Genomic DNA, 26,246 nt, shown 5'->3' on the forward strand with positions numbered 1-26,246 from the left:
TTTTTGAATTATATTTTGTAATTCGATGATTGATACCATACATTCCGCAGATTTAATTGGTGCAAATCTGTGAAATCTGTGTTTAACTTATTCCATTTTCGAACTCAATTCAAACCAACGTTCTTCTTTTTCTTCCATGGTTTGAATTATTTTCTGCAATTCGTTAGCTTTTGCTTCAATTTCGTTATCCGCCACTTTTCCGTCCGAAAATAATTGTTCGATTTGTTTCTTTTGGTATTCCAAATCTTTAATTTCTTTTTCAATTTTATTGAACTCTTTTTGTTCGTTAAAACTCAATCCAGCCGAAATAGTTTTAGCTTGTTTCCAATTGTTTTTTTCCTTGTTATCGTCTTTACTGATAGGTTCTGCCGAATCTTCATAGGCTCTAAAATCGGAGTAATTCCCAGGAAAGTTTTCTACAATTCCGTCACCTCTAAATACAAATAAATCGTCTACAATTTTATCCATAAAATAGCGATCGTGTGATACTACCAGCAAACATCCAGGATAATCCAATAAGAAACTTTCCAACACATTCAATGTTACAATATCCAGATCGTTCGTTGGCTCATCCAATATCAAGAAATTCGGATTCTGAATCAAAACCGTACATAGATACAAGCGTTTCAATTCGCCACCACTCAATTTTTCTACAAAATCGTATTGTTTTTTGCTGTCAAATAAAAAGCGTTCCAACAATTGCGAAGCTGAAATCAATTTACCTTTCATTAACGGAATGTATTCTCCGTATTCTTTTATTATATCAATCACACGTTGACCTGGTTTCGGGTTGATACCACTTTGCGTATAATATCCAATTTTAATGGTGTCACCTGTAATTACTTTTCCAGAATCGGTCGGAATCGTTTGCGTCAACAAGTTTAAAAAAGTCGATTTACCGGTTCCGTTTTTACCGATTATTCCAATTCGAGCACCGCGTTGAAAATCGAAACTAAAGTTTTCCAAAATCTTTTTATCACCAAACTTCTTCGAAATCTTATGCAGCTCAATAATCTTGCTGCCCAAACGCTCCATATTGATTTCCAGTTCGACTACGTTTTCTTTTCTACGGCTTTCAGCTTTTTCTTTAATAACATAAAAATCATCTTGACGCGATTTCGATTTGGTAGTACGCGCTTTAGGTTGTCTGCGCATCCACGCCAATTCTTTCACAAAAAGGTTTTGTGCTTTGTCGATACTCGCGTTTTCAGAAGCCAAACGTTCTTCTTTTTTCTCTAAATAATACGAATAATTACCTTTGTAAGTATACAATTTTCCATTGTCTAGTTCTACAATTTCGTTGCAAACGCGCTCCAAAAAGAAACGGTCGTGCGTGACCATAAACAACGTAATATTTTCTTTAGCAAAATAACTTTCCAACCACTCAATCATCTCCAAATCCAAGTGATTCGTAGGTTCGTCCAAAATCAATAAATCGGGACGATTGATCAAAATGATGGCTAACGACAAGCGTTTTTTCTGACCACCCGACATGTTTTTGACCTTCAATTTGAAATCTTCCAACTTCAATTTGAACAAAATTTGCTTGAATTGCGTTTCAAAATCCCAAGCATTAAAGCGGTCCATATCGTCAAAAGCCTTTTCATACGCTTCAGTATCTTCGGGGTTTTCGAGAGCTTTTTCATAACGCTCAATCACGTGCAAAATTTCATTGTCAGAAGCAAAAATACTTTCTTCCACAGTCAATTCATCTTGCAATTGTGGGACTTGCGATAAAAATGCCATCTTGATTTCCTTGCGCATCACCACTTGACCCGTATCGGGTTCGTCTTCGCCATTAATGATTTTCATAATGCACGTTTTGCCCGAACCGTTTTTGGCAATAAAAGCAATTTTTTGGTCTTTATTAATTCCAAACGAAATGTCCTTAAATAAGGTGCGCTCGCCAAACGATTTCGATATATTTTCTACAGAAAGGTAATTCACAAGTATATTTTTTTGCAAAAGTAAGCTATAAATTATGAATTATAAATTGTGAATTATGAATTGTTTCTGAAGCGAATGGTTCTGGATTTACCAGCAGTCCATTTTCCTGCTGTCTTTCCAAATCTTTTTTTACAAAAAAGGATTTTCCCTAACATCAGGGCTAAACAGTATTTGTATTGAATAAATTTTATTTTTTTTGAAGTTGATTTTTGAAGTTGACATTTGAAATTTTAAAAAGTTTATATTTGTCAAATGCAACTATCGGTTATTATTCTAAATTACAATGTGCGCTATTTTTTAGAGCAATGCGTGTTGAGTGTCCAAAAAGCACTTGAAGGGATTGATGGCGAGATTATTGTCATTGATAATCACTCGTCTGATGACAGTTGTGCCATGATAAAAGCGCTTTTCCCCAATATCAAACTTATTGAAAACAAAGAAAATCTTGGTTTTCCAAAGGGAAATAATATCGGTGTAACCCAAGCCCAAGGCGAATACATTTGTATTTTAAATCCCGATACCGTTGTAGCAGAAGATACGTTTTCTAAAATTTTGAAAACTGATAATTGGCAACTGAGCACTGGAATTATCGGTTGTAAATTAATAGACGGAACAGGCAATTTTTTACCCGAGAGTAAACGTGGTGTTCCAACACCGTGGGTTGCTTTTACAAAAATATTTGGGTTGTATAAAATTTCAAATGTTTTTGGGAAGTATTATGCCCAACATTTAAGCGAAAATCAATCAGGAAAAGTGGATATTTTGGTTGGAGCTTTCATGGTTATGAAACGAGAATTGTATACTGAAATTGGCGGATTTGATGAAAATTGCTTCATGTATTCTGATGATATTGATTTGAGTTATATGGTGTTGCAGAAAGGAAAGTACAACTATTATTATCACGAAACGATTGTAATTCATTATAAAGGAGAAAGTACTATTCGTGATGAAAAGTACATGAAACGTTTTCAAGAAGCGATGCAGTTTTTCTACCAAAAGCATTTTAAGAAATCACCTTTTTTTAATCTTTTCATGCAAATTGGAGCTTTCTCTTTTTCGTTATTCAAGAAAAATCAATCCAAATTTCTACAAAGAAAAGTAGATCAGTACGTCATTTTTTCTAAAGAAAAAGTACAGTTTAATCTAGGAAATAAATCGGTTATACTGAATGAGTTTACGGAGTTTAAAAATGATGTTAATTCTAATATCGAAATTATTTTTGACACAAAATATTTCAGTTTCAAAGAGATAATAGCGTTTATGAATTGTAATAAATCAAAGAATTTGACATTTAAGAATTACATTCCAGACTCCAATTATTGTATCGGAAGCAATAATGCAATAGACAGAGGAGAAATAATCCAACTAAAAAATTAGTGTATTCTTTACAAAATGAAGATAAAATTACTAATTTTGCAATCATTATAAAAAAACACAACTTTAGTTTAAAGATATGGCAAAGTTTGAATTGAAATTACCTAAAATGGGCGAAAGCGTTGCAGAAGCAACCATTACCAATTGGTTAAAAAACGTTGGCGAAACAATTGCTGCCGATGAAGCTGTTTTGGAAATTGCTACCGATAAAGTGGATAGCGAAGTGCCTAGCGAAGTTTCTGGAACCTTAACGGAAATATTATTCCAAGTGAATGATGTGGTTAAAGTGGGACAAACGATTGCCATTATTGAAACGGAAGGTGGTGCTGTAAATCCCGAAGTTTCTGGACCAAAAGTTACTGAAGTTGCTTCTCCAGTAGTTGCTGACTCGAGCGATAGCGAACAGGCGAAGCAAATTGTAAAAACCGTTGAGGTTGCTAAAGAAGCCGTTGCTCCAGCCGATTTTTCTGGTTCGGATAAATTCTTTTCGCCATTGGTAAAAAACATTGCAGCAGCAGAAGGTGTTTCTGTAGCCGAATTAGAAAGTATTTCAGGTTCTGGAAAAGACGGACGCGTTACCAAAGAAGATATTTTAAATTTTGTAAAAAATAGAGGAACTCAACCTGTAGCTTCTGCTTCAGTAGCTCCTGCACAACCGGTGGTTTCTAAACCAGCAACGACAACCGCTCCAATCGCAACACCTGTATCGGTAAATGGCGGAGACGAAATTGTAGAAATGGACCGTATGCGTAAGTTGATTTCAGGCTACATGGTCGCTTCGGTGCAAACTTCGGCTCACGTGCAATCGTTTATTGAAGTCGATGTGACCAATATTGTTAAATGGAGAGACCGCGTTAAAAATGCTTTCGAAAAACGTGAAGGTGAAAAACTAACGTTTACACCTATATTTATGGAAGCTGTAGCCAAAGCGTTGAAAGATTTTCCAGGAATGAATATTTCGGTAGATGGTGATTTCATCATCAAAAGAAAAAACATCAATCTTGGAATGGCAGCCGCTTTGCCAAACGGAAATTTAATTGTTCCTGTTATTAAAAATGCCGACCAATTGAATTTGGTAGGTATGGCGAAAGCAGTTAACGATTTAGGAAACCGAGCTAAAGCAGGAAAATTAAAACCAGACGATACACAAGGTGGAACTTACACGGTTACTAACGTTGGGACTTTTGGTTCGGTGTTTGGAACGCCAATCATCAACCAGCCTCAAGTGGGAATTTTAGCATTAGGTGCTATTCGTAAAGTACCAGCGGTTATCGAGACTCCAGAAGGTGATTTTATTGGAATCCGTCAAAAAATGTTTTTATCGCACAGTTACGACCATAGAGTAGTAGACGGAGCGCTTGGTGGAAGCTTTGTAAAACGTGTAGCCGAATACTTAGAAGCATTCGATGTAAATAGAGAATATTAAATCTATATAATTGAAAATCAATCCCGATACATTATTATCGGGATTTTTTATTTTAAAATAGGCAAAAAAAACAAATAATCGATTAACGGTAACAACATTATTTTATATTTGTCGGCTAACATTTTTAAAAAATGGAATTAAAATTAAATAGACCCATTTGCTTTTTCGATCTTGAAACAACTGGAATTGATGTTGCCAAAGATAGAATTGTAGAAATATCGATTTTCAAAGTGTTTCCAAACGGAAATAAGGAAAGCAAAACATGGTTGGTTAATCCTACAATTCCAATTCCGCCACAATCTTCAGCAATTCATGGTATTACCAATGAAAAAGTAGCTAACGAACCAACCTTTAAAGAATTAGCCTCTCAAGTTCATAACATGATTAAGGATTCTGATTTGGCTGGATACAATTCGGACCGATTTGATATTCCGCTTTTAGCCGAAGAATTGCTTCGTGCTGAAGTCGATTTTGATATGAAAAATAGAGTTTCTGTGGATGTTCAGACGATATTCCATAAAAAGGAAGAACGTACGTTAAGTGCTGCCTTGAAATTTTATTGTGGAAAAAGTTTAGAAAATGCCCATACAGCAGAAGCCGATACCATGGCAACCTATGAAATTCTAAAAGCACAACTCGATCGTTATGACGATTTGGAAAACGATATGAAAGCATTAGCCGATTTTACCACCCGAAAAAAATCAGTTGATTTTGCAGGTTTCATTGCCTTAAACAATGAAGGTAAAGAAATTTTTACGTTCGGAAAGAATAAAGGGCAATTGGTTGAAGAAGTTTTAGAAAAGGAACCAGGCTATTATGGTTGGATTCAAGGCGCTGATTTTCCATTGTATACCAAAAAAGTATTAACAGGTATAAAACTAAGAAAACTTAATAATAAATTAAGTTAGACTTAAAGAAAAACATTGTTATTTTGTAATTAACTAAGAATGAAGATAATCTGTATTGGAAGGAATTATGTAAATCACATCACGGAACTTCAAAATGAACGACCTGATGAACCTGTTGTTTTTTTAAAACCTGACTCAGCAATTTTGTTAAAACAACATCCTTTCGTGATTCCAGAATTTAGTAATGAGGTGCATCATGAAGTGGAAGTTTTAGTTAAAATAAATAAAGTAGGAAAATATATTGAGCCTAGATTTGCCCATAATTATTACGATGAAATCGGTTTAGGGATTGATTTCACTGCTCGTGATTTGCAAAGTAAATTAAAAGAAAAAGGTCTTCCATGGGAAAAAGCGAAGGCATTTGACGGTTCAGCGGTAATTGGTGACTTTTATCCGAAAAATGAATTTAGTTCGTTGGAAAGTATTAACTTTGAGTTGATTAACAACGGAGCTGTCGTTCAAAAAGGAAACACCAATCACATGATGTGGAAAATTGACGAGCTAATTGCACACGTTTCGCAGTTTTTTACTCTCAAAAAAGGAGATATTATTTTTACAGGCACACCAGAAGGCGTTAGCGCTGTAAAACCTAACGATATATTAGAAGGATACATAGAAAATAGAAAATCATTTAGAATACAAGTTAAATAATGGCAATAAATTATAACCTCTCAAAAGTTTACGCGCTTTCGGATAATGATCCGGAATTTGTGATGCAAATTATCACTCTTTTTGTAACTGAAGTGCCTCAAGATTTAAAACAAATCGAAAACGGAATTAAAGAAAAAGATCATAAACTAGCGTATGCTTATGCTCATAAAATAAAACCAACTTTGGATTTATTAGGAATGACTATGGCTTATGAAGAAATTCTACAAGTAGAAGCATGGACTAAAGTTGAAGGAAAGAAAAAAGAAATTGAAGCTACTTTTGAAAGTATTCAAGATCAAGTAGATAAAGCTATAAAAGAAATCAAAAAAGATTTCGAAATTTAATAAAACAAATGGGTCGGGACTTATCGGTAAAAGGTAAGTCCCGAATTTCGTTTTACTAATTGCTGTTAAAGATTTAATGACTTTAACATGATGGTTTACACTTCAAATACAAAGCATCCATTAGAAGTATTTATAAAAAATTTAGTGAATATTCTAGGTTAATAATTGCTTTCTTTTTTTGTTTTAAACCCAAAAGAAATGCCGTAACTTAGCGGTTCAGCTACCAAGAATTTAAACAAATGAAAGCAACCATAGTCACTATCGGCGACGAAATTTTAATTGGACAAATTGTAGATACGAATTCAGGCTTTATTGCCAAATCTCTCGATCGAATTGGTATTCAAATTGATGAGATGCTCTCCATTTCAGATGATAAGCAGCATATTTTAGATACCTTTGCGGCGCTACAAAACAAAGTCGATTTGGTGGTTATAACAGGAGGATTAGGGCCTACAAAAGACGATATCACCAAAAAAACATTCTGCGATTACTTTGACGATACTTTAATAGTAAATAAAGAAGTTGAGGCACATGTAATCGAATTGATTGAAAGCGTTATGAAACGCCCAGCCTCGCAAATGAACCGAGATCAGGCGTTGGTTCCGTCTAAATGCCAAATACTTTTTAACAAGGTAGGTACCGCGCCAGGTATGTGGATGAAAAAAGAAAATACGGTATATATTTCATTGCCAGGCGTGCCCTATGAAATGAAATATATAGTCGAAAACGAAATCATCCCCAAAGTCGTTAAAGAGTACCAACGTCCATATATTCTTCATAAAACTATTATGACCTATGGGCAAGGAGAAAGTTTGGTAGCAGAACGCATTGAAGATTGGGAAGATAATTTACCAGATTTTATTAAACTTGCCTATTTACCAGCACCCGGAAGAGTGCGTTTGCGATTGACAGCTCGAGGAACAGATAAAGAACTTCTTGAAAAAGCTATTGCAGAAAATGTGGTTTCGTTAACTAAAATCATCGGCGATATTATTGTAGGGTTTGACGAAGATGAAACGATAGAAGTGGTTTTGGGAAGACAATTAAAGCAATTGGGTAAAACTATTGCGACTGCCGAAAGTTGCACAGGCGGTAAAATTGCACAAACGTTGACTTCAGTTGCCGGTGCTTCAAATTACTTCAGAGGAAGTGTAGTGAGTTATGCTACAGATACTAAGGTTTCAGTTTTAGGAGTTTCACAACAAACTATTGATGCGAATTCTGTGGTGAGTGCTCCAGTGGCTAAAGAAATGGCTTTGGGAATTCAGAAACTAATGAAAACCGACTACGCAGTTGCTACTACAGGTAATGCCGGACCATCAAAGGGTGACGCTGATGCAACAGTAGGAACCGTTTTTATTGCTTTGGCTACACCAAATGAAGTTATTGTAGAGGAATTTAACTTTGGTCAACCACGTGAAAAAGTGATAGATAGAACTGTGAATAAAGCATTTGAAATGTTGCAAAAAGAAATTTTAAAAAATGTGTAATATTTTTTTGTGTATAAGGTTTCTTTTTTGTTTCTTTGCACCCTGATTTTGAATAACGATAAAAGAAAAGCATAATGTCAAGAGTTTGTGACCTTACAGGTAAAAGAGCGATGGTAGGAAATAACGTTTCTCACGCTATGAACAAAACTAAGAGAAAGTTTTCTGTAAACTTAGTTAAAAAACGTTTCTATCTTGCTGAAGAAGACAGATGGATTACTCTTAGAGTAGCTGCATCTACAATTAAAACAATCAATAAAAATGGATTGGCTGCTGTGTTGAAAAACGCTAAAGCTAACGGATTTATTAAATAATCTCTAATCCACTAAAAATAAAGCAAGATGGCAAAGAAAGGTAATAGAATCCAAGTAATTTTAGAATGTACTGAGCACAAAGGAACTGGTCTTCCAGGAACTTCTCGTTACATCACCAAGAAAAATAAAAAAAATACTCCAGACAGATTAGAGATTAAAAAATTTAATCCAATCTTAAAGAGAATGACTGTTCATAAAGAAATTAAATAATTAGAAATTTTATTTATAACTAGTAATTACTAGCGATTAATTAAAAATTCAAATACTCATTGAATCATGGCAAAAAAGACCGTTGCAACGTTACAGACAGCTTCTAAGAGATTAACAAAAGCCATCAAAATGGTGAAATCTCCAAAAACAGGTGCATATACTTTCGTAGAAAGCATTATGACTCCAGAAGAAGTGGATGAATTTCTTAAAAAGAAATAATTCATAAAATCGATATATATCAAAGCTACTTTCGTATGGAAGTAGCTTTTTTATTTTTATATTTGTCTCTAATTTTATGAGAAGGGTTATTTTTATTAACTTTCACTCAAAATATAAAGTAAAGAAATGAGTTTTTTTAAAAGAATATTTTCTTCAGAAAAAAAGGAAACATTAGATAAAGGTTTAGAAAAAACTAAAACTACTTTTTTTTCCAAATTAACCAAAGCTATTGCTGGTAAATCTAAAGTTGATGATGAGGTTTTAGATAATTTAGAAGAAATTTTAGTTTCTTCCGATGTAGGTGTTGAAACCACATTGAAAATCATTAAAAGAATTGAAGCTCGCGTTGCTAATGATAAATATTTAGGAACTGAAGAATTGAATCAGATTTTACGTGAGGAAATTTCAGGTTTATTATCGGAAACAAAATCGGGTGAAGAATCAGAGTTTAAAATTCCTGCCAACAAAAAGCCATACGTAATTATGGTGGTTGGTGTTAATGGTGTAGGTAAAACAACTACCATTGGAAAGTTGGCCTATCAATTTAAAAAAGCAGACTATAGCGTTGTTTTAGGTGCAGCCGATACCTTTCGTGCCGCAGCAATTGACCAATTACAAATATGGGCAGATCGAGTAGGTGTGCCAATAGTGAAGCAACAAATGGGTTCCGATCCAGCATCTGTAGCTTTTGATACGTTGCAAAGTGCGGTTTCTCAAAATGCAGATGTCGTGATTATAGATACTGCAGGTCGTTTACATAATAAAGTTGGTTTGATGAGTGAACTTTCAAAAGTAAAACGTGTGATGCAAAAAGTTTCTGAAGAAGCACCTCACGACGTGCTTTTGGTTTTAGATGGTTCTACTGGCCAAAATGCTTTTGAACAAGCCAAACAATTTACAGCAGCAACAGAAGTTTCTTGTCTTGCAGTGACTAAGTTAGATGGTACTGCAAAAGGTGGAGTTGTGATCGGAATTTCGGACCAATTTCAAATTCCAGTGAAGTATATTGGAGTAGGAGAAGGAATTGAAGATTTACAAGTATTCAACAAATTTGAGTTTGTAGATAGTTTCTTTAAATAGTAGCTTATGAATAAATTCTTGACTTTTTTTAAAACTGCATCACCGCTAATTTTACTATTAGTTTGTATTGGTTTGGGTATTTTTGCCAAGTTAATTGAAACTAAATTTAGTGATATTGCTATGGGTTTGCAATTGATAAGTTTTATTTTATTTATATACGCATTGATAAAGTTTTTCAATTCAAGGTTTTAAATAAGTATTCAGAATTTATAGTGTAAAAAATAAGCGCGTTATTGGTATAACGCGCTTATTTTTTGCCAAAGAACATCATCAAAATCAGAAAGTGCCATGTTTACAGTATCCGCAGCATCTCCCATTCGAATGACTACCATTTTTTTACTTGGAATGACATAAATTTTTTGATCGTTTTTTCCTAATGCCATAAACATATCGCTTGGTCCGTGCGGAATAATACTTCCGTTTAATTGCAATTGACTTTGCGGTAAATGATAACTGGCTTTTCCATTCAACCACCATAAATAACCATAAGCTAGATTGATTGTCTGAGAAGTATTGGTTGCCGAATTAAAATAGGTCTCATTAATTACTTGATTGCCATTCCATTTTCCTTTGTTCAAAGCCATTAAACCAAAACGAGCCATATTTCTAGTAGTACTCCAGTAGGTGCGTAATCCATCACTGGTATTTATCCAACTCCCACCAGTCATTCCGAGTTTGTCACGTAGTTTGGTATTGAAATAATTGGTCCAAGTTTGTCCAGTTGCCTGCGAAACCACATCTTGTAGTTTTACATACACATTGTGGTATGCCCAACGCGTTCCAGCATCGGCAACATATTGCAGATTGGCAGGAGAAACATCATCGCCAAGCGCATCATCCAATCCAGAAGACATAGTTAATAAATGCCTGCAGGTAATTAAATTTTCTTTTGCCAATGGAATGCTTGTCCAACCCGTACCAATATAATCGGAAACTTTATTGTTGATATTTAAAAAGCCCTCTTGTTCTGCAATTCCAGTTACGGTTGAAGTTAGCGTTTTTCCAGCACTTGCCCAGTACCATGGTGTAGTAGCAGTATGTCCGTTAAAATAATTTTCCATTACAATTCGACCATTTACTAAAATCATAAACGATTTAGAGTTTTTCAATTGTAAATAATCCAATAAAGGTTGAACCGCACTTTGATTCCAACCCAAATCAGCAATTGATTTAGTGTCCCAGGTTGAACTTCCGTCACTAGGAGGAAAATACATAGCTTCTTCTACTGGAGTAGGATTGTCGGAACCAGAATCAGAGCTACAACCAAAAGAAAGAACAGCTAGAATAAGTAAAGAGAAATATTTTTTCATAGTAAACAATTTCTAAATAAGACCTATAGAATTGGTAAAGGTTTAATCAAAAATACTTTTTTATTCTTTAAAATTAATTGTAATTTTAGATTTTATTTATATCATGAAAAAAACAATCACAATTTTGCTGTTGAGCATCTTCTTAGTTTCATGCAAACAGGCAATTAAAGAAAAAGATCTTACGAAATTAAATGGCTATTGGGAAATTCAAAAAGTATTATTGCCAGATGGCGGTAAGAAAGACTATAAAGTGAATGAAACAATAGACTTTTTTGAATTAAAAAATAATCAAGGTTTTCGACAAAAGGTGATGCCACAATTGGATGGTACCTATTTGACCAACAATATCAAAGAGAAAATAGCCATTTCAAATGAAGATGGAGATTTCTATATTAATTATTCCACTAATTATGGTAAGTGGAAAGAACAAATCGTTGAACTTAAAGATAGTTCATTGGTTTTAAAAAGCAAAGACAATTTAGAATATCAGTATAAAAGACAAGTCCCTTTTTCTTTAAAATAATACCAATGGCTAAACGATTGAGTAACGAAAGTTCAATTTCAGATGTTTTACAGCAGTTTATTCAACAAAATAAACTCGAATCAGGCATGGATAAAATCGATGTGGAGCAAGCTTGGAAATCACTTATGGGGAATGGAGTCAACAGTTACACACAAGAGGTTATATTAAAAGGAAGTACGCTTTATGTCAAATTAACTTCCGCTGTTTTACGTGAAGAATTAAGCTATGGGAAGCAAAAAATAATCGCTATGATCAATGAAGAGCTTCGAAAGGAAGTAGTAAAAGAAATTGTTTTACGATAAAAAAAATCCCACTTCAATTACGAAATGGGATTTTTTATATTTAAAATCTAATATCCAATATTAGAATTGCTCTCTTCCAGAAAAATGGAAAGCACCTTCAATAGCAGCATTCTCGTCCGAGTCTGAACCGTGAACTGCATTTTCTCCAATAGAAGTAGCATATTTTTTACGGATTGTGCCTTCAGCAGCATCAGCAGGATTAGTTGCTCCAATTAATGTTCTAAAATCTTCAACAGCATTATCTTTTTCTAAGATAGCAGCAACGATTGGTCCTCTTGTCATGAATTCAACTAATTCACCAAAGAATGGTCTTGCAGCGTGAACTGCATAAAATGCTTGTGCATCTGCAACAGTCAATTGTGTTAATTTTAAAGAAACAATTTTGAAACCACCTTCTGCAATCATGTTTAAAATTCCACCGATGTGTCCGTTTTCAACAGCATCTGGCTTAATCATTGTAAATGTTCTATTTGTAGCCATTTTATTTTATTTATTTGTTTTTAAATTCGGGTGCAAAAGTAGTGTTTCTTACTTGAAAAAAAAAATCCCCAAGAAGAACCTTGAGGATTTATTTTAATTGAGCTATTTGATTTAGTTTTTAATCAGTTTTACGGTTTGAACCGAATTAGAAATACTGATTTTTGCAAAATAAACACCATTATTAAATTGAGAGGCATCAACAACTTGAGTTTCCGATTTGTCTGATGTTTTGAAAATGGTTTTTCCTAAAACATCTATAATTTCAATCGAGTCGATTGTGTCTTGTGAATTGAAATTCCAAAAGGTATTTGTCGGATTTGGATAATAACTAAAAATGGTATTACTTGGAGTATTAGTGCTCAATAATCCAACAAAATTATAACTTCCTGTTGATCGATTAAACGAAACAAAATTAAATCCAGTCGCAGAAACAGCTATGTTACTGCCACCTTGTGTACCAGTTCCAGAAGGAAAAGCAGTACTACCCCAATTCGTGTTCCAGTTATGATCTTGTCTAAATTTAAGTTCACCAAGGTTAAAGCCGGAAGGATAGCTTAAAGTATAGTTTAGACCATCGGTAGTTTGCATGTCTATATCTGTATTCCAATCAATTGCCGCCGAACCAATAATGCTTATTACTGGGAATGAAAAAACATAATTTCCAGTATTTTTATTGAAACTAACATTATATGTACCTGCAGGAACTGGAATATCAGCACCATCCTGAACTCCTGTTCCAGCTGGAAATGAAGAAGCACCCCAATTGATTGTCCAGCTATTATCTTTTCTGAATTTGACGTAACCGTTAACAAACATGTAGTTGTTTAAAGTATAGGTAATACCATCAGTAGTATTCATAGCAACATCGGTACTCCAACCAGCAGCAGCATCTCCAATGATACTAATTGTAGGAAAGGTGATGGGTGTACCCGAAAAATTGTAAGCTCCAGTGTTGCTGTTAAAAGTAACATCATACGTACCTGCCAAACATACAATATTAGAGCCACCTAGTGTTCCAGTTCCAGATGGAAAGTTTGTTGCTCCCCAATTGATAGCCCAATCATTATTCGCTCTGAACTTTACACCGCCACCAGTGGAAGCGCTTGTTAAAGTAACAGCAGAAAGTGTCCAATTCACGCCGTCGGTTGTAGTCATTTGGTGCACGTCTGTTGGACCAGGATTTCCAGGATCACCAGGCCATCCGCCAGCTGCTTCTCCAACTAAAGCTACTGAATTGACTTGAGCAGTAACATTGAATGCCATAAAAAGCATTGCAAAACATAATAGTAGTTGTTTTTTCATATAAAGGTCTTTTAAATCAACACCAATTTATATCATTATTTTAATCAGAAAAAAAAATAATTAACGAAAACGTTATAGTGTTAAAAACTTTAGAATGAAATTATAGAAAACTGACTTTCAAGTGGTTTCAATTCAGTTAATAAACGAATAATAAGACTGTCGCCAAATTCTAAATAAAACTCAGAAAAATTTACTTTTCGTTCTTGTAAACTTTGATTTGGAAACAATTCATTCTGTAGTGAAACGATTCGTTCTAATTGATCGGAAAGCACTCTTTTTTCGGCTTTCAGCAATCGTTTTTCGAGGTTTTCTAAGCCTTTGATTTGCTTTATTTCTTGAGCTTTTACAGCACCAATAAACGATTTATCGGTTTGATTGGCAATAGCATGTAAAGCTTCGAATTGTTTTCTTAAGTGCTCTTTTTGTTCTGAAAAATCAATAGTAAATTGTGAAAGTGCTCTAGTTTTTGAGCTAATTAATTTGTCCTGATTGGAAAATAAATCACTCCATTTTAAATTTAAGTTATCGGCTTTTTCCGTTTGTTTTTTAGTTGCTAAAAGAACCGAATTTCGCAGTAACAGGATTGGAAAAGTAATGTTGTTGGCTTCAAAATTAGATTTCAATTCCAACCAATATGCTAATTCACCTCCACCGCCAATATAGCACAAGTTGGGTAGAATGATTTCTTGGTACAACGGACGTAATATTACATTCGGACTGAATTTTTGAGGATTATGTACTAATTCGGCAAGGATTTCACTTTCTGAAAATTCAATTGATGTATTGTTGATTTTATATACTCCTTTTTCTAAAACTATGCGTTCACGCAAGGTGTCTTCAATGTAAAATAAATTAATTTCACGTGGATTAACTTGAACGGAATACGCTTTTAATAATTCATTTGTTGAGGTAACATTTTGAAACGAAGATTGTTCTACAAGTTCTTTTTGAACATAAGGAATGAACAATTTTTTTAATTCTCTTGAATCTCCATCAATTATGACAAGCCCTTCATTTTTAAACAATTCGTTAGCTAAATAACGTGTAGCATCAGCTAAATTAGAATGTTTTACATAAGCATTTTCAAAAAGAGACTTCAATTGATTTGCGTTGATAAAAGAACCAATTTCTTGAGAAAATACCTCAAATACTTTGTCCAATCCCTCAGTGGATAATCGGCCAACCGGACCAGAACTTTCAATATTCCAACGGATGGTTTTCCCTTTTAAGTGGAAATAATTAATTTCTTCAAAATCATGATCTTCGGTCGCCATCCAATAAATGGGCACAAAATTATGTTCCGGATATTTTGATTTTAACTCTTTACACAAGTTGATTGTAGACACAATTTTGTACAAAAAATACAACGGACCAGTAAATAAATTGAGTTGATGGCCTGTAGTTACAGTGAATGTATTAGATTCACTTAAAAGACTAATATGATTTAATGTTTCTTGTGAAGCCTTTATTTTTGCATATTGTTTTTCTAATTCGGAAACTAATATAGCTCTATTTTCTATTGGAAAATTGCTTGCTTTTTCGGCAATTTGATTTTTGAAATTTTCAATAGTAGGAAATCGATTGTACAATGGTTTTAGGGCTGCATTTTCATCTAAATAATCTGAAATTAAATTAGTGAAATATCCCGATTTTTGATAACTAATACAGTCGCTTGGCATTGTTTGATTTTTTTTTGTAAAAATACTCAAAATTCGATTTCAATTTACAAACGCAATTTCCCAAATAATAGTTAAATCCTAAATTATTAATTTTACTTTTGTACTCAAGACTCTAAAGTCGCATACCAAGAAAAAAATCCATTGAAAGACATTCTATTAATAACGCCGCCTTTTACACAGCTCAATACGCCTTATCCAGCAACGGCTTATATTAAAGGTTTTTTAAATACCAAAAATATTTCCGCATTTCAAATGGATTTAGGTATTGAAGTAATTTTAGAATTGTTTTCTAAAAAAGGGTTATTAGATATTTTTTCCTCCATTAATGCTACCAAGCTGATCACGGACAATTTACAAAGAATACATTCTTTACAAGGCGATTACATTCAAACTATCGATTCGGTAATTGCTTTTCTTCAAGGAAAAAATCCATCGTTGGCACGTCAAATTTGTAGTGGAAATTTCCTTCCAGAGGCTTCTCGATTTGCACAATTAGACGATATGGAATGGGCTTTTGGAACCATGGGAATGCAGGATAAAGCCAAACATTTGGCTACATTATACTTGGAAGATTTATCCGATTTTATTGTGGCTTGTATCGATGAAAATTTTGGTTTCAGTCGCTATGCTGAACGATTGGGTAGAAGTGCAAACTCGTTTGATGAATTGTACCAACATTTGCAAAATGAAAGTACCTATATCGATACCATTACACTTCGCATTTTAAAAGAAAAAATTGAAAAAGTACAGCCCAAATTGGTATGCTTTTCAGTGCCTTTTCCAGGGAATTTGTACAGCGCCTTTCGATCAGCGCAATTTATTAAAAAACAATATCCGGCCATAAAAATTGCTATGGGTGGCGGATTTCCCAACACCGAATTGCGTGAATTGAAAGACGAACGCGTATTTGAGTTTTTTGATTTTATCACGTTAGATGATGGTGAATTACCACTTCAATTGATCATTGATAGTGAACAATTGGTAATTGATAAAGAGTATAAGCGTACTTTTCTGCTTGAAGATGGCAAAGTAGTCTATAAAAATAATGCTACTGTACCCGATTACAAACAAAGCCAAGTAGGTACACCCGATTATTCCGATTTGCTTTTAGATCGATACATTTCGGTGATAGAAATTGCTAATCCGATGCACAGTTTGTGGAGCGATGGTCGGTGGAATAAACTTACTATGGCGCACGGTTGTTACTGGGGAAAATGTACGTTTTGTGATATTTCGTTGGATTACATTAAATTATACGAACCCATCGCGGCCAAAATGTTGGTCGATCGAATGGAGGAATTGATGGCTCAAACTGGTGAAAATGGATTCCATTTTGTTGATGAAGCGGCTCCACCTGCATTGATGCGAGAAGTGGCTTTGGAAATCATCAAACGAAAGATTGTGGTGACTTGGTGGACCAACATTCGATTTGAGAAAAGTTTTACGGCCGATTTGTGTGTGTTACTAAAAGCCTCCGGTTGTATTGCAGTTTCGGGTGGTTTGGAAGTCGCTTCCGATAGATTACTCGAATTAATCAAAAAAGGCGTAACCGTAGAACAAGTGGCACAAGTAACTCGAAACTTTACCGAAAGCGGTATTATGGTGCATGCCTATTTGATGTATGGTTACCCGACCCAAACCGTTCAAGAAACCGTTGATAGTTTGGAAATGGTACGTCAATTATTTGAATTAGGTGTTTTGCAAAGTGGTTTTTGGCACCAATTTGCGATGACTGCTCATTCACCGGTAGGGATGTTTCCTGAAGAATTTGGCGTGATTCCAGAACAAAATGAAATAACGTTTGCCAATAATGACATCAATTTTAAAGACAAAACCGGAATCAACCACGACAGGTTTAGTTTTGGTTTGAAGAAATCGCTTTTCAATTTCATGCACGGAATTTGTTTTGATTATCCGCTACAAGATTGGTTTGATTTTAAAATTCCCAATACCAAAATCCCTTCCGATTATATTGTTTCTTGTTTGGAAAAAGCAACTGATTTTACTATAAAACCATCATCAAAAGTAGTTTGGATAGGAGGAAAGCCATTACAAGAGACCTTTACTAAATCCAAAAAAGGAAATTCTTGGCAAATGACAAAATTGACGTTTCATGACAAAATTCAGACCTTCGAAATTGCCTTAGAAGAGGATAAAGCCAATTGGTTAGTTGCAACTTTAGAGTCAATTTCGGTATATAATGATGGTAAACTAACTTTGGCACAACTCAAGTCGAGTTTTGAAAATCACTTTGATGATTTTGAGTTGTTTTGGTATTCAAAACCAATAAATACGTTGCGTGAATCGGGTCTTTTAGTCTTGTAAAAAAAGCGCAAACCTTTCGATTTACGCTTTTTCACCTAATTAACTACCAACTTTATTTTTTTACTATTTTTTCTACTTTACTACCGTTTTCGGTATTTATTTTAAGGAAGTATATTCCGTTTTGTTTATCTGATAAATCGATTTTAGAAGTCATATTGTTTTCAAAACTCGTTTCCAAAATTCTACCTTGAACATCAAATAACTCCACAGATTTAATATTGAATTTACTGGTGATGTTTATCATTCCATGAGTTGGATTTGGAGCTACACTCACATTAGTATCCAATTGAAAAATAGCACTATTCAAGTTACTAAAGGTAGTTTCTGCCAAATTCGTGTCGATTGGAGCATTGTAATCAAAATAGATATTAGCCGATTTAATAGCTACATCGCCACTTACCAAGTTAGGCAACGATTTTATTTTGAACAGTACATCGCCATGACCACCCACTGGTGGATTACCTGATGCCGCAACCAAATTGATGTTTTCAAAAATAAATTCTACCACATTACTCGTAATTCGGGTGTACACCGGATGAGAAGTAGTAAGCAATTGAATTGAATTTACATCATATTTTGTGGTATCAATAACATCTTTAACCACCACATTTTCGGCTTGATAATTTCCAGTATTTTCAAAGGTTATGCCGTAGTGAAGGTATTCGCCAATTGCCGAAGTTGGTAAGGTATCGCCTTCCAAACAAGTAATCGCATTTGGATCGTAAGAGCCTACAACGGTTTGATTTACAGTAAAAGTATTATCAACAGGAGTTTCGTCAGTTCCAACAATTGCGATGTTAGCCGTAAAAGCCAATACATCACCAATATGGGTTGGATTGGTTGCTACTGGTGAGTGTACATTAAATTCTAATTCAATACTTGTGCTTTCAAAGGGATTTAAAGAATAGCCAAATTCTAATACTCCAGGATTGTTTGTGGCAGAAGTGGCAGTTGCTGTTAGGAAAGACATTTTGTTGCTGTTGTAAGTCAAAGTTAACCCTGTCCAGCTCGATAATGCTACATTTCCTTTGTTTTTCAACACCAACTTATAACGTGAATTAAATCCTGGTCGCGCATTGGTTAAAGGTTGTAAAATAACTTCTAAATCGGGATGATTTCCGTTTGGAGTAATACAAAAATCGTGTACTTGTGTTAGATTATTGTTGTTTGGAAAACTGACTACGGTAGTGAGTGGCGTAACATTAAAATAGTTTGGATTTTCCAACTCAGGTGTAATAGATTGATCGGCTAATGTGGTATAAAAAGTATAATTACCAGTAGCATTGGTAAAGGTTGCTCCAACCGTTGACCAATTGGTAATACCGATTTTTATGTTTTGCGCCGGAGAATCGGTAGCATCACAACCATTGTTATTGAAATCATAACGCACCGTTCCAGTTATGGTGTTGTAAGTACCATTAGGATTGAAGGAACAATAGCTGTTAAAAACTACGTTTCCATTATTTACGTTGATGCTTTGATTTAAAATTTGACCAATAGCTGTCAGTTCTCCATCGTCGCCACATACGAAAGTTAAATTTGGATTTTCATGCCAAAAATTGTTGGTGTTGATGTATGAAAAGCCATTTTTGATATTAATATTGGTTAATGCATTGTATGAGCAGCTTAGATTTTGAAACATTGGACAAGTAGAAAAATCTAAACTTGTTAAATTATTGTGGTCACACAAAACAGTTTGTAATAAACTTAATCCTGTAAAATTTATAGTTGTTAAATGATTTTCATGACAATCCAACCAGCTTAAATTGGCTAAACCAGCGATACTTAAATTGGTTAATAAATTATTATTGCAATATACATTGGATGTATTGTTAGAGCCTGTTAAATCTAAACTAGTCAATTGATTGTAATCAAAGTAAGCTAATGATAAACTTGGTAAATTGGTTAAATCAGTTGAAGAAATAGTGTTGTTTGAAGCATACAAACTAGTTAAATTATTTAATCCAGAAACGTTTAATGTTGTCAATTGATTGGAAGAGCAATTGAAATAATTCAAACTCGATAAACCAGAAACGTTAATTGAAGCCACTTGATTTAATGCCAGTGTAAAATAACTTAAATGAGTTAATCCAGTCACATTTATAGATGTTAAATGATTGCCACTACAATCTAAATATTCTAATAAAGGTAAAATACTAGCATTTAAGGTTACCAAGCTATTTCCTCCACAATCCAAATACTTCATGTTAGGTAAGTTGGAAAAGGTTAAAGAGGTACTTTGATTATTCCCGTATTCGAGATGTTCTAAACTGGGTAGATTTACTAAACTTAAACTATTGATATTGTTATTAGAGCAGATTAATGTTTTTAAATTTATTAACGGAGTCACATTTATGGTTGCCAATTGATTCATCGAACAATTTAAATATTCTAACGCTGTTAATGGTGTTACATCAATCGTGGTTAGCCAGTTGGAAGCACAATTAAAGATTTTTAAATTGGTAAGATTGTTCACATTCAAACTGGTAATGTGATTGTAAGAACAATCTAAATGTTTTAACGATGTTAGATTATTGACATTAAGCAAACTCAGATTAGTATTGTATGTTTTTAAGCTATCTAAAGCCACGAGATTGGTCAAGTTTAAAGAGGTCAGATTGTTGTTAAATCCACAATCAAAACTCTTTAAGTTAGGTAAGTTACTTAAGTTGATACTAGTAATATTATTAGCAACACATCTAAAAGAAGGAACATTGGTAAACGCTTCAAATCCAGTAATATCAGTAATCGAAGAACTACTTACGTCTATTGGATTGGCAACAGCACTAGCTTCGGTATATTGAATTTCACCATCAGTATTGGTGTCAACACCAAGCGTAATCAATTTGGCTTTGAAATGGGCATCGGGTATGTAAACGATATTAGGATTGGTAACCACCAAATTAAAACTGGTTATAGTAGTACAGTTTGGACCAGCTGGATCAAAAACGCTAACATAAATGGGTTGCGTATTGATTGTGTTTAAGTAGGCTGTTGGATTAGTAATTGGATTAGTATTATTTTGAGCATTGGCAAGAGTTAAGAAATATTGAAATTGAATGCCTGAACCACTGTTAATTATAGCATTATTAGATGTTAAATCAAATGTTGCAAACCCATCATAAGGGTTATCCACAACTACTAAATTGGGCGCTTGGTTGGCCGTTGGAGAAGGGAGAATAGTGATTGTTATAGAATAATTACTGGCGCATTGATCGGGGTTTGGCGTGAATTCATAAGTAGTAGTTCCAACTGCCATTGCCGCTGGTGACCAGGTTCCATATATGCCATTCTCTGATGTTGTTGGTAAAGTGGTTAAAGAATTTTCACATGCAGTGGTCGGAATATTAAATACGGGTGTAACTAATGGAAAAAAATTTACCGTTGTTGAAAAAGTAGCGCTACACGATGTGGTTAAATTGGTAACCAAAAGCATATATAAACCAGCAACATCTGTAGTAAAGCTATCTACATTTCCAGGATTTGGAACCCCAGGAGGTGTAGTCCAAGCGTAGTTATAATTACCTATCCCAGCATTATTAAACGCGGTAACAGCAGCTATTGTACCAGAGCAAACAGTTGTATTTGGAATAAAGAAATTAGGAAGAGGATTAACCACCAAATTCATTGTAGTAAAAGAGGGATTATTGGGGTCGGCAGGGTCTATAACTCTTGCATATAGTATTTGACTGGATTGAATGATATTAAAAAATGGATTTGGGGTAATCTCATTAGTATTTGCTTGAGCATCTGCTAGAGATAAAAAATAGGATACCACCAAATTAGGCTGTCCATTTATTATTTCAGCATCTTTATCGTGTATGAAAAAAGGAGCGATTCCATCATTATTATCATCACAAACTTCATAAGGTGTGGGATTGTTAATAGGTGGTTGCGCGTAAGCAAAACCCGATACAAAAAGTAACAGTAAAAGTAACGTTCTCATAGTTTGTGATTTTATAGTTTTTGTTTTCATAGTAGTATTCTTTTGAAAAATCTATTTTCTTTTTATAATGCTTTTATCAATTCTTGTAATCGTTCTTTTTTGCTTTGCGCAATCGGAATGTTAGTGTTATCGGCCATTATCACATAACCACCATCACTTTTGATATACGATTTGAGGTAGGAGACATTTATTAAATGGGATTGATGAATGCGTTCAAATCCGTGTTCGGTCAACAATTCTTCATATTCTTTTAAGGTTTTAGAAATCAAAACGGGTTTATGGTTTTTAATAAAAAACTCGGTATAATTTCCTTTGGCTTCACAACGAATGATATCGGAAACATCAAACAAATGAATCCCATCACTGGTTGATAAAGCGATGCGTTTAAAATTATCAACTTTCTTACGAATGTTTTCCAACAACAAATCAATATGCTCAAACGAGTTACTTTTGCCCACTGCTTCTTTTATTTTTACAATCGTGTTTTGCAATTCTTCAGGATCTACCGGTTTTAATATAAAATCTAATGCACTAAACTTAAATGCCTTTAACGCATATTGTTCGTGAGCCGTAATAAACACAATATGAGCCGATGTTTTTCCTTTGGTTTTAGCCAGTTGTTCTAAAATGTCAAATCCAGTGCCGTCGGCCAAATGAATGTCTAAAAAAATCACTTGAGGCTGCAATTGTTCTAAAGTTGCCACACCTGTTTTGACACTTTCGGCTTCACCGATAATGTTAATTTCATTCGTATACCGTTGCAAAAGCGCTTTCAATCCTTCGCGTAAATGTTTGTCGTCGTCTATTAATACTGCTGTAATCATTCTTTTTTGCTTTAAGCTTTAAGCAATATGCTTTAAACTGGTTCAACTATTTTTTGCCTAAAGCCTAAAGCCTAAAGCTTAAGGCTTATAGCTTTATTGAATATATTGTATGGGCAATCGCAACGTAACGATGGTGCCATTGTTTTCTATAATTTCTATTTGTGCCGATTTAGAAATGGTAGCTTCCATAATTTCCAATCGTTTTTTAGTGATTTCCAACGCCATCGATTTGTGGGCCTGCACCGAATTTTCTTTGATTTGTTTCGATTTGGAAATGCCAATCCCATTGTCGGTTATGGTGCACACCAATTGGTTGTTTTTTACATCAAAATTGACTTCGAGCCTGCCGTTTTCTTCCTTCGGAACCAAGCCGTGCAAGATGGCATTTTCTACAAACGGCTGTATCAATAAAGGCGGTAAACCCATATTGAATTCGACTTTATCAGACGAATTGATTTTGAATTCAAATTTGTTATGAAACCGCAATTGTTCTAATTCTAAGTAATTCTGCAAACTTTCAATTTCTTTGTCAATAGGTATTAGCGAACCTTTCGAATATTCGAGGGTCAATCGCATTAATTTTGAAAATTTCGATAAATATTTCAAAGCCGAGTCGGTACCGTTTTGCACAATAAAACTCGAAATCGATCCCAAACAATTGAATACAAAATGCGGATTCATTTGTAAATGCAGTGCTTTTTGTTCGTATTCGGCCACTTCTTTTTGCAGTGTTAATCGGCGTTTGACTTGTCTTCGGTTAAAAATTAGCAAGATCAATCCAATTAAAAGTAAAATTCCAATCACCGAAAACAACAGTAACCAGCGTTGCGATTTGGCTCGTTCATTGAGTAATGCTTCTTTCTTTTGGTATTCAAAATTCATTTCGGCACGAACAAATTTTTTGTCGTTTTCCAAGTTATTTAAGCTATCACGTGCCAAAATATAGTTTTTGTAATGCACTAACGATTGCTGGTGGTTGTTTTGAAATTCATACAACTCACTCAATAATTTTTCAGAATGGTAGGTTTGATCTAATACGCCAATTTCTTTAGCATAAGAAAGCGATTTAGTTGCAAAAGGCATTGCTTGATCATATTTTTTTTGATTAAAATACAGTTGACCAAGATTGTATAAGGCTAAGGAAGCACCAAATTTATTTTGAATTTCTTCATACAGCTTTAATGAAAGATTGTAGTAGGATAGGGCTTGGGTTACCTCTTTTTGTTTTTGATAATAATCACCTAAATAATTGTTTAATAAGGCAAAACCACGTTTGTTATCTATTTTTTCAAAAGCCTTTTGAGCCTTATTGTAGTAATTGATCGCTTGAGTCAAATTGTTTTGTTCAAAATAAATCACTCCAATATTGGTTAATGTTACTGGAACGGTTTGTTCACCAATTTCTTCTTGAATGGCCAATGCTTTTTTGAAAAATTCGAGTGCTTTAGGTTTGTTTTCTTGCGATTTGTAAACGACTCCAATATTGTTGTAAGCCTTAGAAATACTGTTTTTATCATCAATTTCGAGATAAATTTTTAACGCTTTTTGATAATTCTCTAGTGCAACATAATAATTACCTTCTTGCGAGTATATGACCCCTAAACTGGCTAAAGCACGTGCTAGACCTTTTTTAAATAACGTGTTGTTTTCATTGGTTTCTATTAATTTTTCAAATTCCGACTTTGCCTTGTTAAAATAGTTCGTTGCTTTTTTGTAATTACCTATAATGATATTGGCGTTTCCGTTGTTAATGTAGGCTGTTGCTATTCCGAAATCGAATTTCACTTTTTGTGATAAAACCAATGCCTTATTAGCATAATAAGTCGTAGAATCGGGATTTACCTCCTTAAAATTATTAGCTAAATTATTGTAGATGTTTGCTTTAACGGTATCTACTTTGGCTACTCGTAGTACTCTTTTTAAACTGTCAATTGATGTGGTTTGGGAATAGCAAAAACTATTCATTAATATCAAAATAAAGAGGCCTGTAATGTTAAACGTATTTTTCAAAATAGATTGTTTTAACTTATCCATACAAATATAACTTAAGTTTCTATTTTTAAAAGAATGAACGAGTATTCGTTAGTTTCGAGTTAGTATTCTTAGTGATTGGATTAGTACAATCTTTTTTTGGATTTTTTATATAAAAAAAAGGAAAGAAATAATATGATAATTGTCAGATTTACAATAAATTTGGCAAAAATATACTATGCATTATCTTATCATTTTAGCGGTATTACTTTCAGGACAAATTTTTTCACAAAAGTTAAGTTGCTTTGATTTAGCCAGAAAAGGAACGGTTGTACAAATGGAAGAAATGTACCATGACAATCCTAAAGTTATTGATTCTGTAGACAGTCATTCATCAAGTATGCTGATTTTGGCTTGTTATAGAGGCAATGCTGAAGTCGCTAAATTTTTGATTTCCAAAAATGCCAACTTGGATTATAGTAGTCTCGATGGTACAGCTTTAATGGCTGCTGTTGTTAAAGGCAATTTAGAATTGGTGACATTATTGTTAGAAAAAAAAGCCAATCCAAATGTAACAGATGCTAATGGAATTACGGCTTTAATGTATGCGGTTCAATTTCAAAAGCCTGAATTAATTTCTATTTTACTGAAGTATAAAGCTGATAAAACACTCCTAAATAAAGAAGGTATAACCGCATTTGAATATGCAACCAAAACCAAAAATGAACAAATTATTAATCTCTTAAAATAAAAACTATGAAAAGAAAATTACTTTTAACCTTACTTTTAGTCTTTGGGTTTTCAACGATTTCCGTTGCCCAATTTACCACAGGAACCGTAACCCTTACCACAGGTTACACTATTAAAATTGATACCAACACTACTACAGTAACTTTAACCTTAACTGGACCAAGTAACACTTGGTTAGGAATTGGTTTTGGTGGGTTTTCAATGTTTGAAGTAAGCGATATGTTTATTTGGAATTCAACCAGCAATAGAGATTACACGCCTTCAGGAGGTCAATCTACGCCTTCACCAGATGCCTCACAAAGTTGGACCATTGTTTCTGATAATGTTGCTTCTGGGGTTAGAACAGTAGTTGCCTCAAGAGCTTTGGTTTCTACAGGAGATTATACTTTTGCTAACTCAGCTACTGATATTCCAATCATTTTTGCTTTAAGTAATACGACGGTTTTAGGGCAACACAATTCCACGCATTCGAATACTGTTCTGACAAGAACGGCATTAGGAGTTGAAGATTTCTCTTTGAATGCTTCATCTATTGTTCCTAATCCTTCTGAGGGTAATTTTGTAGTAAAAACTAAAACCCAACTCTCTACTATTAACGTATATACTCAAACAGGTGTTTTAGTGAAAACTATTGAAGTTCTTGACGATTCAGAAAGTGTTGAAATTAATGTAAAAGGACTTCAAGCAGGAGTTTATTTACTAGAATTGCAAAATGATACTGAAAAATCTTGGAAAAAAGTAATTGTAAATTAATCAATTACAACTATTCAATTTAAAAGCATCCTTTTAGGGTGCTTTTTTTGCATAAAAGATAACGGATTTAAATAAAAAACATATGTATTAGTTTACAAAAATATTTTTTTAACTACTAAAT

At 34.0% G+C, this 26,246-nt stretch carries 23 protein-coding genes; 15 read left to right on the forward strand and 8 right to left on the reverse strand.

The window, feature by feature from the left end:
• Positions 1-87: 87 nt before the first annotated feature.
• Positions 88-1,947, reverse strand: coding sequence for an ABC-F family ATP-binding cassette domain-containing protein (locus ACODSI_RS04040; protein WP_488915563.1), 1,860 nt, complete (start codon positions 1,945-1,947; stop codon positions 88-90).
• A 252-nt stretch (positions 1,948-2,199) separates the two neighbouring features.
• On the opposite strand from ACODSI_RS04040, the gene ACODSI_RS04045 reads away from it, so the two are divergent.
• The 10 genes from ACODSI_RS04045 to ftsY all read left to right on the forward strand — a co-directional run bounded on the left by ACODSI_RS04045 (position 2,200) and on the right by ftsY (position 9,960).
• A complete protein-coding gene (locus ACODSI_RS04045) occupies positions 2,200-3,324 on the forward strand; it encodes a glycosyltransferase family 2 protein (protein WP_488915564.1) in 1,125 nt (374 codons plus the stop codon).
• Between the two features lie 76 nt (positions 3,325-3,400).
• A complete protein-coding gene (locus tag ACODSI_RS04050) occupies positions 3,401-4,747 on the forward strand; it encodes a dihydrolipoamide acetyltransferase family protein (protein WP_488915565.1) in 1,347 nt (448 codons plus the stop codon).
• Between the two features lie 131 nt (positions 4,748-4,878).
• Positions 4,879-5,655: an exonuclease domain-containing protein gene (locus ACODSI_RS04055; RefSeq protein WP_488915566.1), complete on the forward strand. Its 777-nt coding sequence runs from the start codon at positions 4,879-4,881 to the stop codon at positions 5,653-5,655.
• A gap of 39 nt (positions 5,656-5,694) precedes the next feature.
• Entirely contained in the window at positions 5,695-6,306 is a 612-nt protein-coding gene (locus ACODSI_RS04060; RefSeq protein ID WP_488915567.1) for a fumarylacetoacetate hydrolase family protein, read from the forward strand.
• On the forward strand, positions 6,306-6,650 hold the full coding sequence (locus tag ACODSI_RS04065) for an Hpt domain-containing protein (RefSeq protein ID WP_488915568.1): 345 nt from the start codon (positions 6,306-6,308) through the stop codon (positions 6,648-6,650). The genes ACODSI_RS04060 and ACODSI_RS04065 overlap by 1 nt, the downstream gene beginning before the upstream one ends.
• Positions 6,651-6,889: 239 nt before the next feature.
• On the forward strand, positions 6,890-8,140 hold the full coding sequence (locus ACODSI_RS04070; protein WP_488915569.1) for a CinA family nicotinamide mononucleotide deamidase-related protein: 1,251 nt from the start codon (positions 6,890-6,892) through the stop codon (positions 8,138-8,140).
• A 74-nt stretch (positions 8,141-8,214) separates the two neighbouring features.
• Complete coding sequence (gene rpmB, locus ACODSI_RS04075) at positions 8,215-8,451, forward strand: 50S ribosomal protein L28 (protein WP_171222403.1); 237 nt, start codon at positions 8,215-8,217, stop codon at positions 8,449-8,451.
• 27 nt (positions 8,452-8,478) lie between these two features.
• Complete coding sequence (rpmG, locus tag ACODSI_RS04080; RefSeq protein ID WP_288112222.1) at positions 8,479-8,661, forward strand: 50S ribosomal protein L33; 183 nt, start codon at positions 8,479-8,481, stop codon at positions 8,659-8,661.
• A gap of 66 nt (positions 8,662-8,727) precedes the next feature.
• Entirely contained in the window at positions 8,728-8,880 is a 153-nt protein-coding gene (locus ACODSI_RS04085; RefSeq protein WP_488915570.1) for a DUF4295 domain-containing protein, read from the forward strand.
• 126 nt (positions 8,881-9,006) lie between these two features.
• Complete coding sequence (ftsY, locus tag ACODSI_RS04090) at positions 9,007-9,960, forward strand: signal recognition particle-docking protein FtsY (protein ID WP_488915571.1); 954 nt, start codon at positions 9,007-9,009, stop codon at positions 9,958-9,960.
• A gap of 230 nt (positions 9,961-10,190) precedes the next feature.
• Here ftsY and ACODSI_RS04095 read toward each other — a convergent pair whose 3' ends face one another.
• Positions 10,191-11,270 carry a serine hydrolase domain-containing protein gene (locus ACODSI_RS04095; RefSeq protein WP_488915572.1) on the reverse strand — a complete coding sequence of 360 codons (1,080 nt, stop codon included), beginning with the start codon at positions 11,268-11,270 and terminating at the stop codon, positions 10,191-10,193.
• Between the two features lie 103 nt (positions 11,271-11,373).
• On the opposite strand from ACODSI_RS04095, the gene ACODSI_RS04100 reads away from it, so the two are divergent.
• The gene (locus tag ACODSI_RS04100; RefSeq protein ID WP_488915573.1) at positions 11,374-11,793 is read left to right on the forward strand and encodes a lipocalin family protein; all 420 of its coding nucleotides are present in this window, start codon (positions 11,374-11,376) and stop codon (positions 11,791-11,793) included.
• Between the two features lie 17 nt (positions 11,794-11,810).
• On the forward strand, positions 11,811-12,095 hold the full coding sequence (locus ACODSI_RS04105; protein ID WP_488915623.1) for a DciA family protein: 285 nt from the start codon (positions 11,811-11,813) through the stop codon (positions 12,093-12,095).
• Positions 12,096-12,155: 60 nt separating this feature from the next.
• On the opposite strand, the gene ACODSI_RS04110 is transcribed toward ACODSI_RS04105, so the two are convergent.
• The 3 genes from ACODSI_RS04110 to bshC all read right to left on the reverse strand — a co-directional run bounded on the left by ACODSI_RS04110 (position 12,156) and on the right by bshC (position 15,556).
• Entirely contained in the window at positions 12,156-12,575 is a 420-nt protein-coding gene (locus ACODSI_RS04110) for a nucleoside-diphosphate kinase (RefSeq protein ID WP_488915574.1), read from the reverse strand.
• A gap of 111 nt (positions 12,576-12,686) precedes the next feature.
• Positions 12,687-13,877 carry a T9SS type A sorting domain-containing protein gene (locus tag ACODSI_RS04115; RefSeq protein ID WP_488915575.1) on the reverse strand — a complete coding sequence of 397 codons (1,191 nt, stop codon included), beginning with the start codon at positions 13,875-13,877 and terminating at the stop codon, positions 12,687-12,689.
• A gap of 89 nt (positions 13,878-13,966) precedes the next feature.
• The gene (bshC, locus tag ACODSI_RS04120; RefSeq protein ID WP_488915576.1) at positions 13,967-15,556 is read right to left on the reverse strand and encodes a bacillithiol biosynthesis cysteine-adding enzyme BshC; all 1,590 of its coding nucleotides are present in this window, start codon (positions 15,554-15,556) and stop codon (positions 13,967-13,969) included.
• Between the two features lie 141 nt (positions 15,557-15,697).
• Between bshC and ACODSI_RS04125 the strand changes: the two genes are divergently transcribed.
• On the forward strand, positions 15,698-17,881 hold the full coding sequence (locus ACODSI_RS04125) for a B12-binding domain-containing radical SAM protein (RefSeq protein ID WP_488915577.1): 2,184 nt from the start codon (positions 15,698-15,700) through the stop codon (positions 17,879-17,881).
• Positions 17,882-17,933: 52 nt separating this feature from the next.
• Here the strand turns inward: ACODSI_RS04125 and ACODSI_RS04130 are convergent, their stop codons facing one another.
• From ACODSI_RS04130 to ACODSI_RS04140, 3 genes are all read right to left on the reverse strand, one after another.
• Positions 17,934-21,857 carry a DUF7619 domain-containing protein gene (locus ACODSI_RS04130; RefSeq protein ID WP_488915578.1) on the reverse strand — a complete coding sequence of 1,308 codons (3,924 nt, stop codon included), beginning with the start codon at positions 21,855-21,857 and terminating at the stop codon, positions 17,934-17,936.
• A 32-nt stretch (positions 21,858-21,889) separates the two neighbouring features.
• Positions 21,890-22,651 (reverse strand): LytR/AlgR family response regulator transcription factor, encoded by a 762-nt coding sequence (locus tag ACODSI_RS04135; RefSeq protein ID WP_488915579.1) that lies wholly within the window; start codon positions 22,649-22,651, stop codon positions 21,890-21,892.
• A gap of 93 nt (positions 22,652-22,744) precedes the next feature.
• Complete coding sequence (locus tag ACODSI_RS04140; protein WP_488915580.1) at positions 22,745-24,685, reverse strand: tetratricopeptide repeat-containing sensor histidine kinase; 1,941 nt, start codon at positions 24,683-24,685, stop codon at positions 22,745-22,747.
• Positions 24,686-24,860: 175 nt separating this feature from the next.
• On the opposite strand from ACODSI_RS04140, the gene ACODSI_RS04145 reads away from it, so the two are divergent.
• The gene (locus ACODSI_RS04145; protein WP_488915581.1) at positions 24,861-25,373 is read left to right on the forward strand and encodes an ankyrin repeat domain-containing protein; all 513 of its coding nucleotides are present in this window, start codon (positions 24,861-24,863) and stop codon (positions 25,371-25,373) included.
• Between the two features lie 5 nt (positions 25,374-25,378).
• Positions 25,379-26,125 (forward strand): T9SS type A sorting domain-containing protein, encoded by a 747-nt coding sequence (locus tag ACODSI_RS04150; RefSeq protein ID WP_488915582.1) that lies wholly within the window; start codon positions 25,379-25,381, stop codon positions 26,123-26,125.
• The last annotated feature ends 121 nt before the right edge of the window (positions 26,126-26,246 follow it).

It is taken from the genome of Flavobacterium sp. FG139 (genome assembly GCF_057809695.1).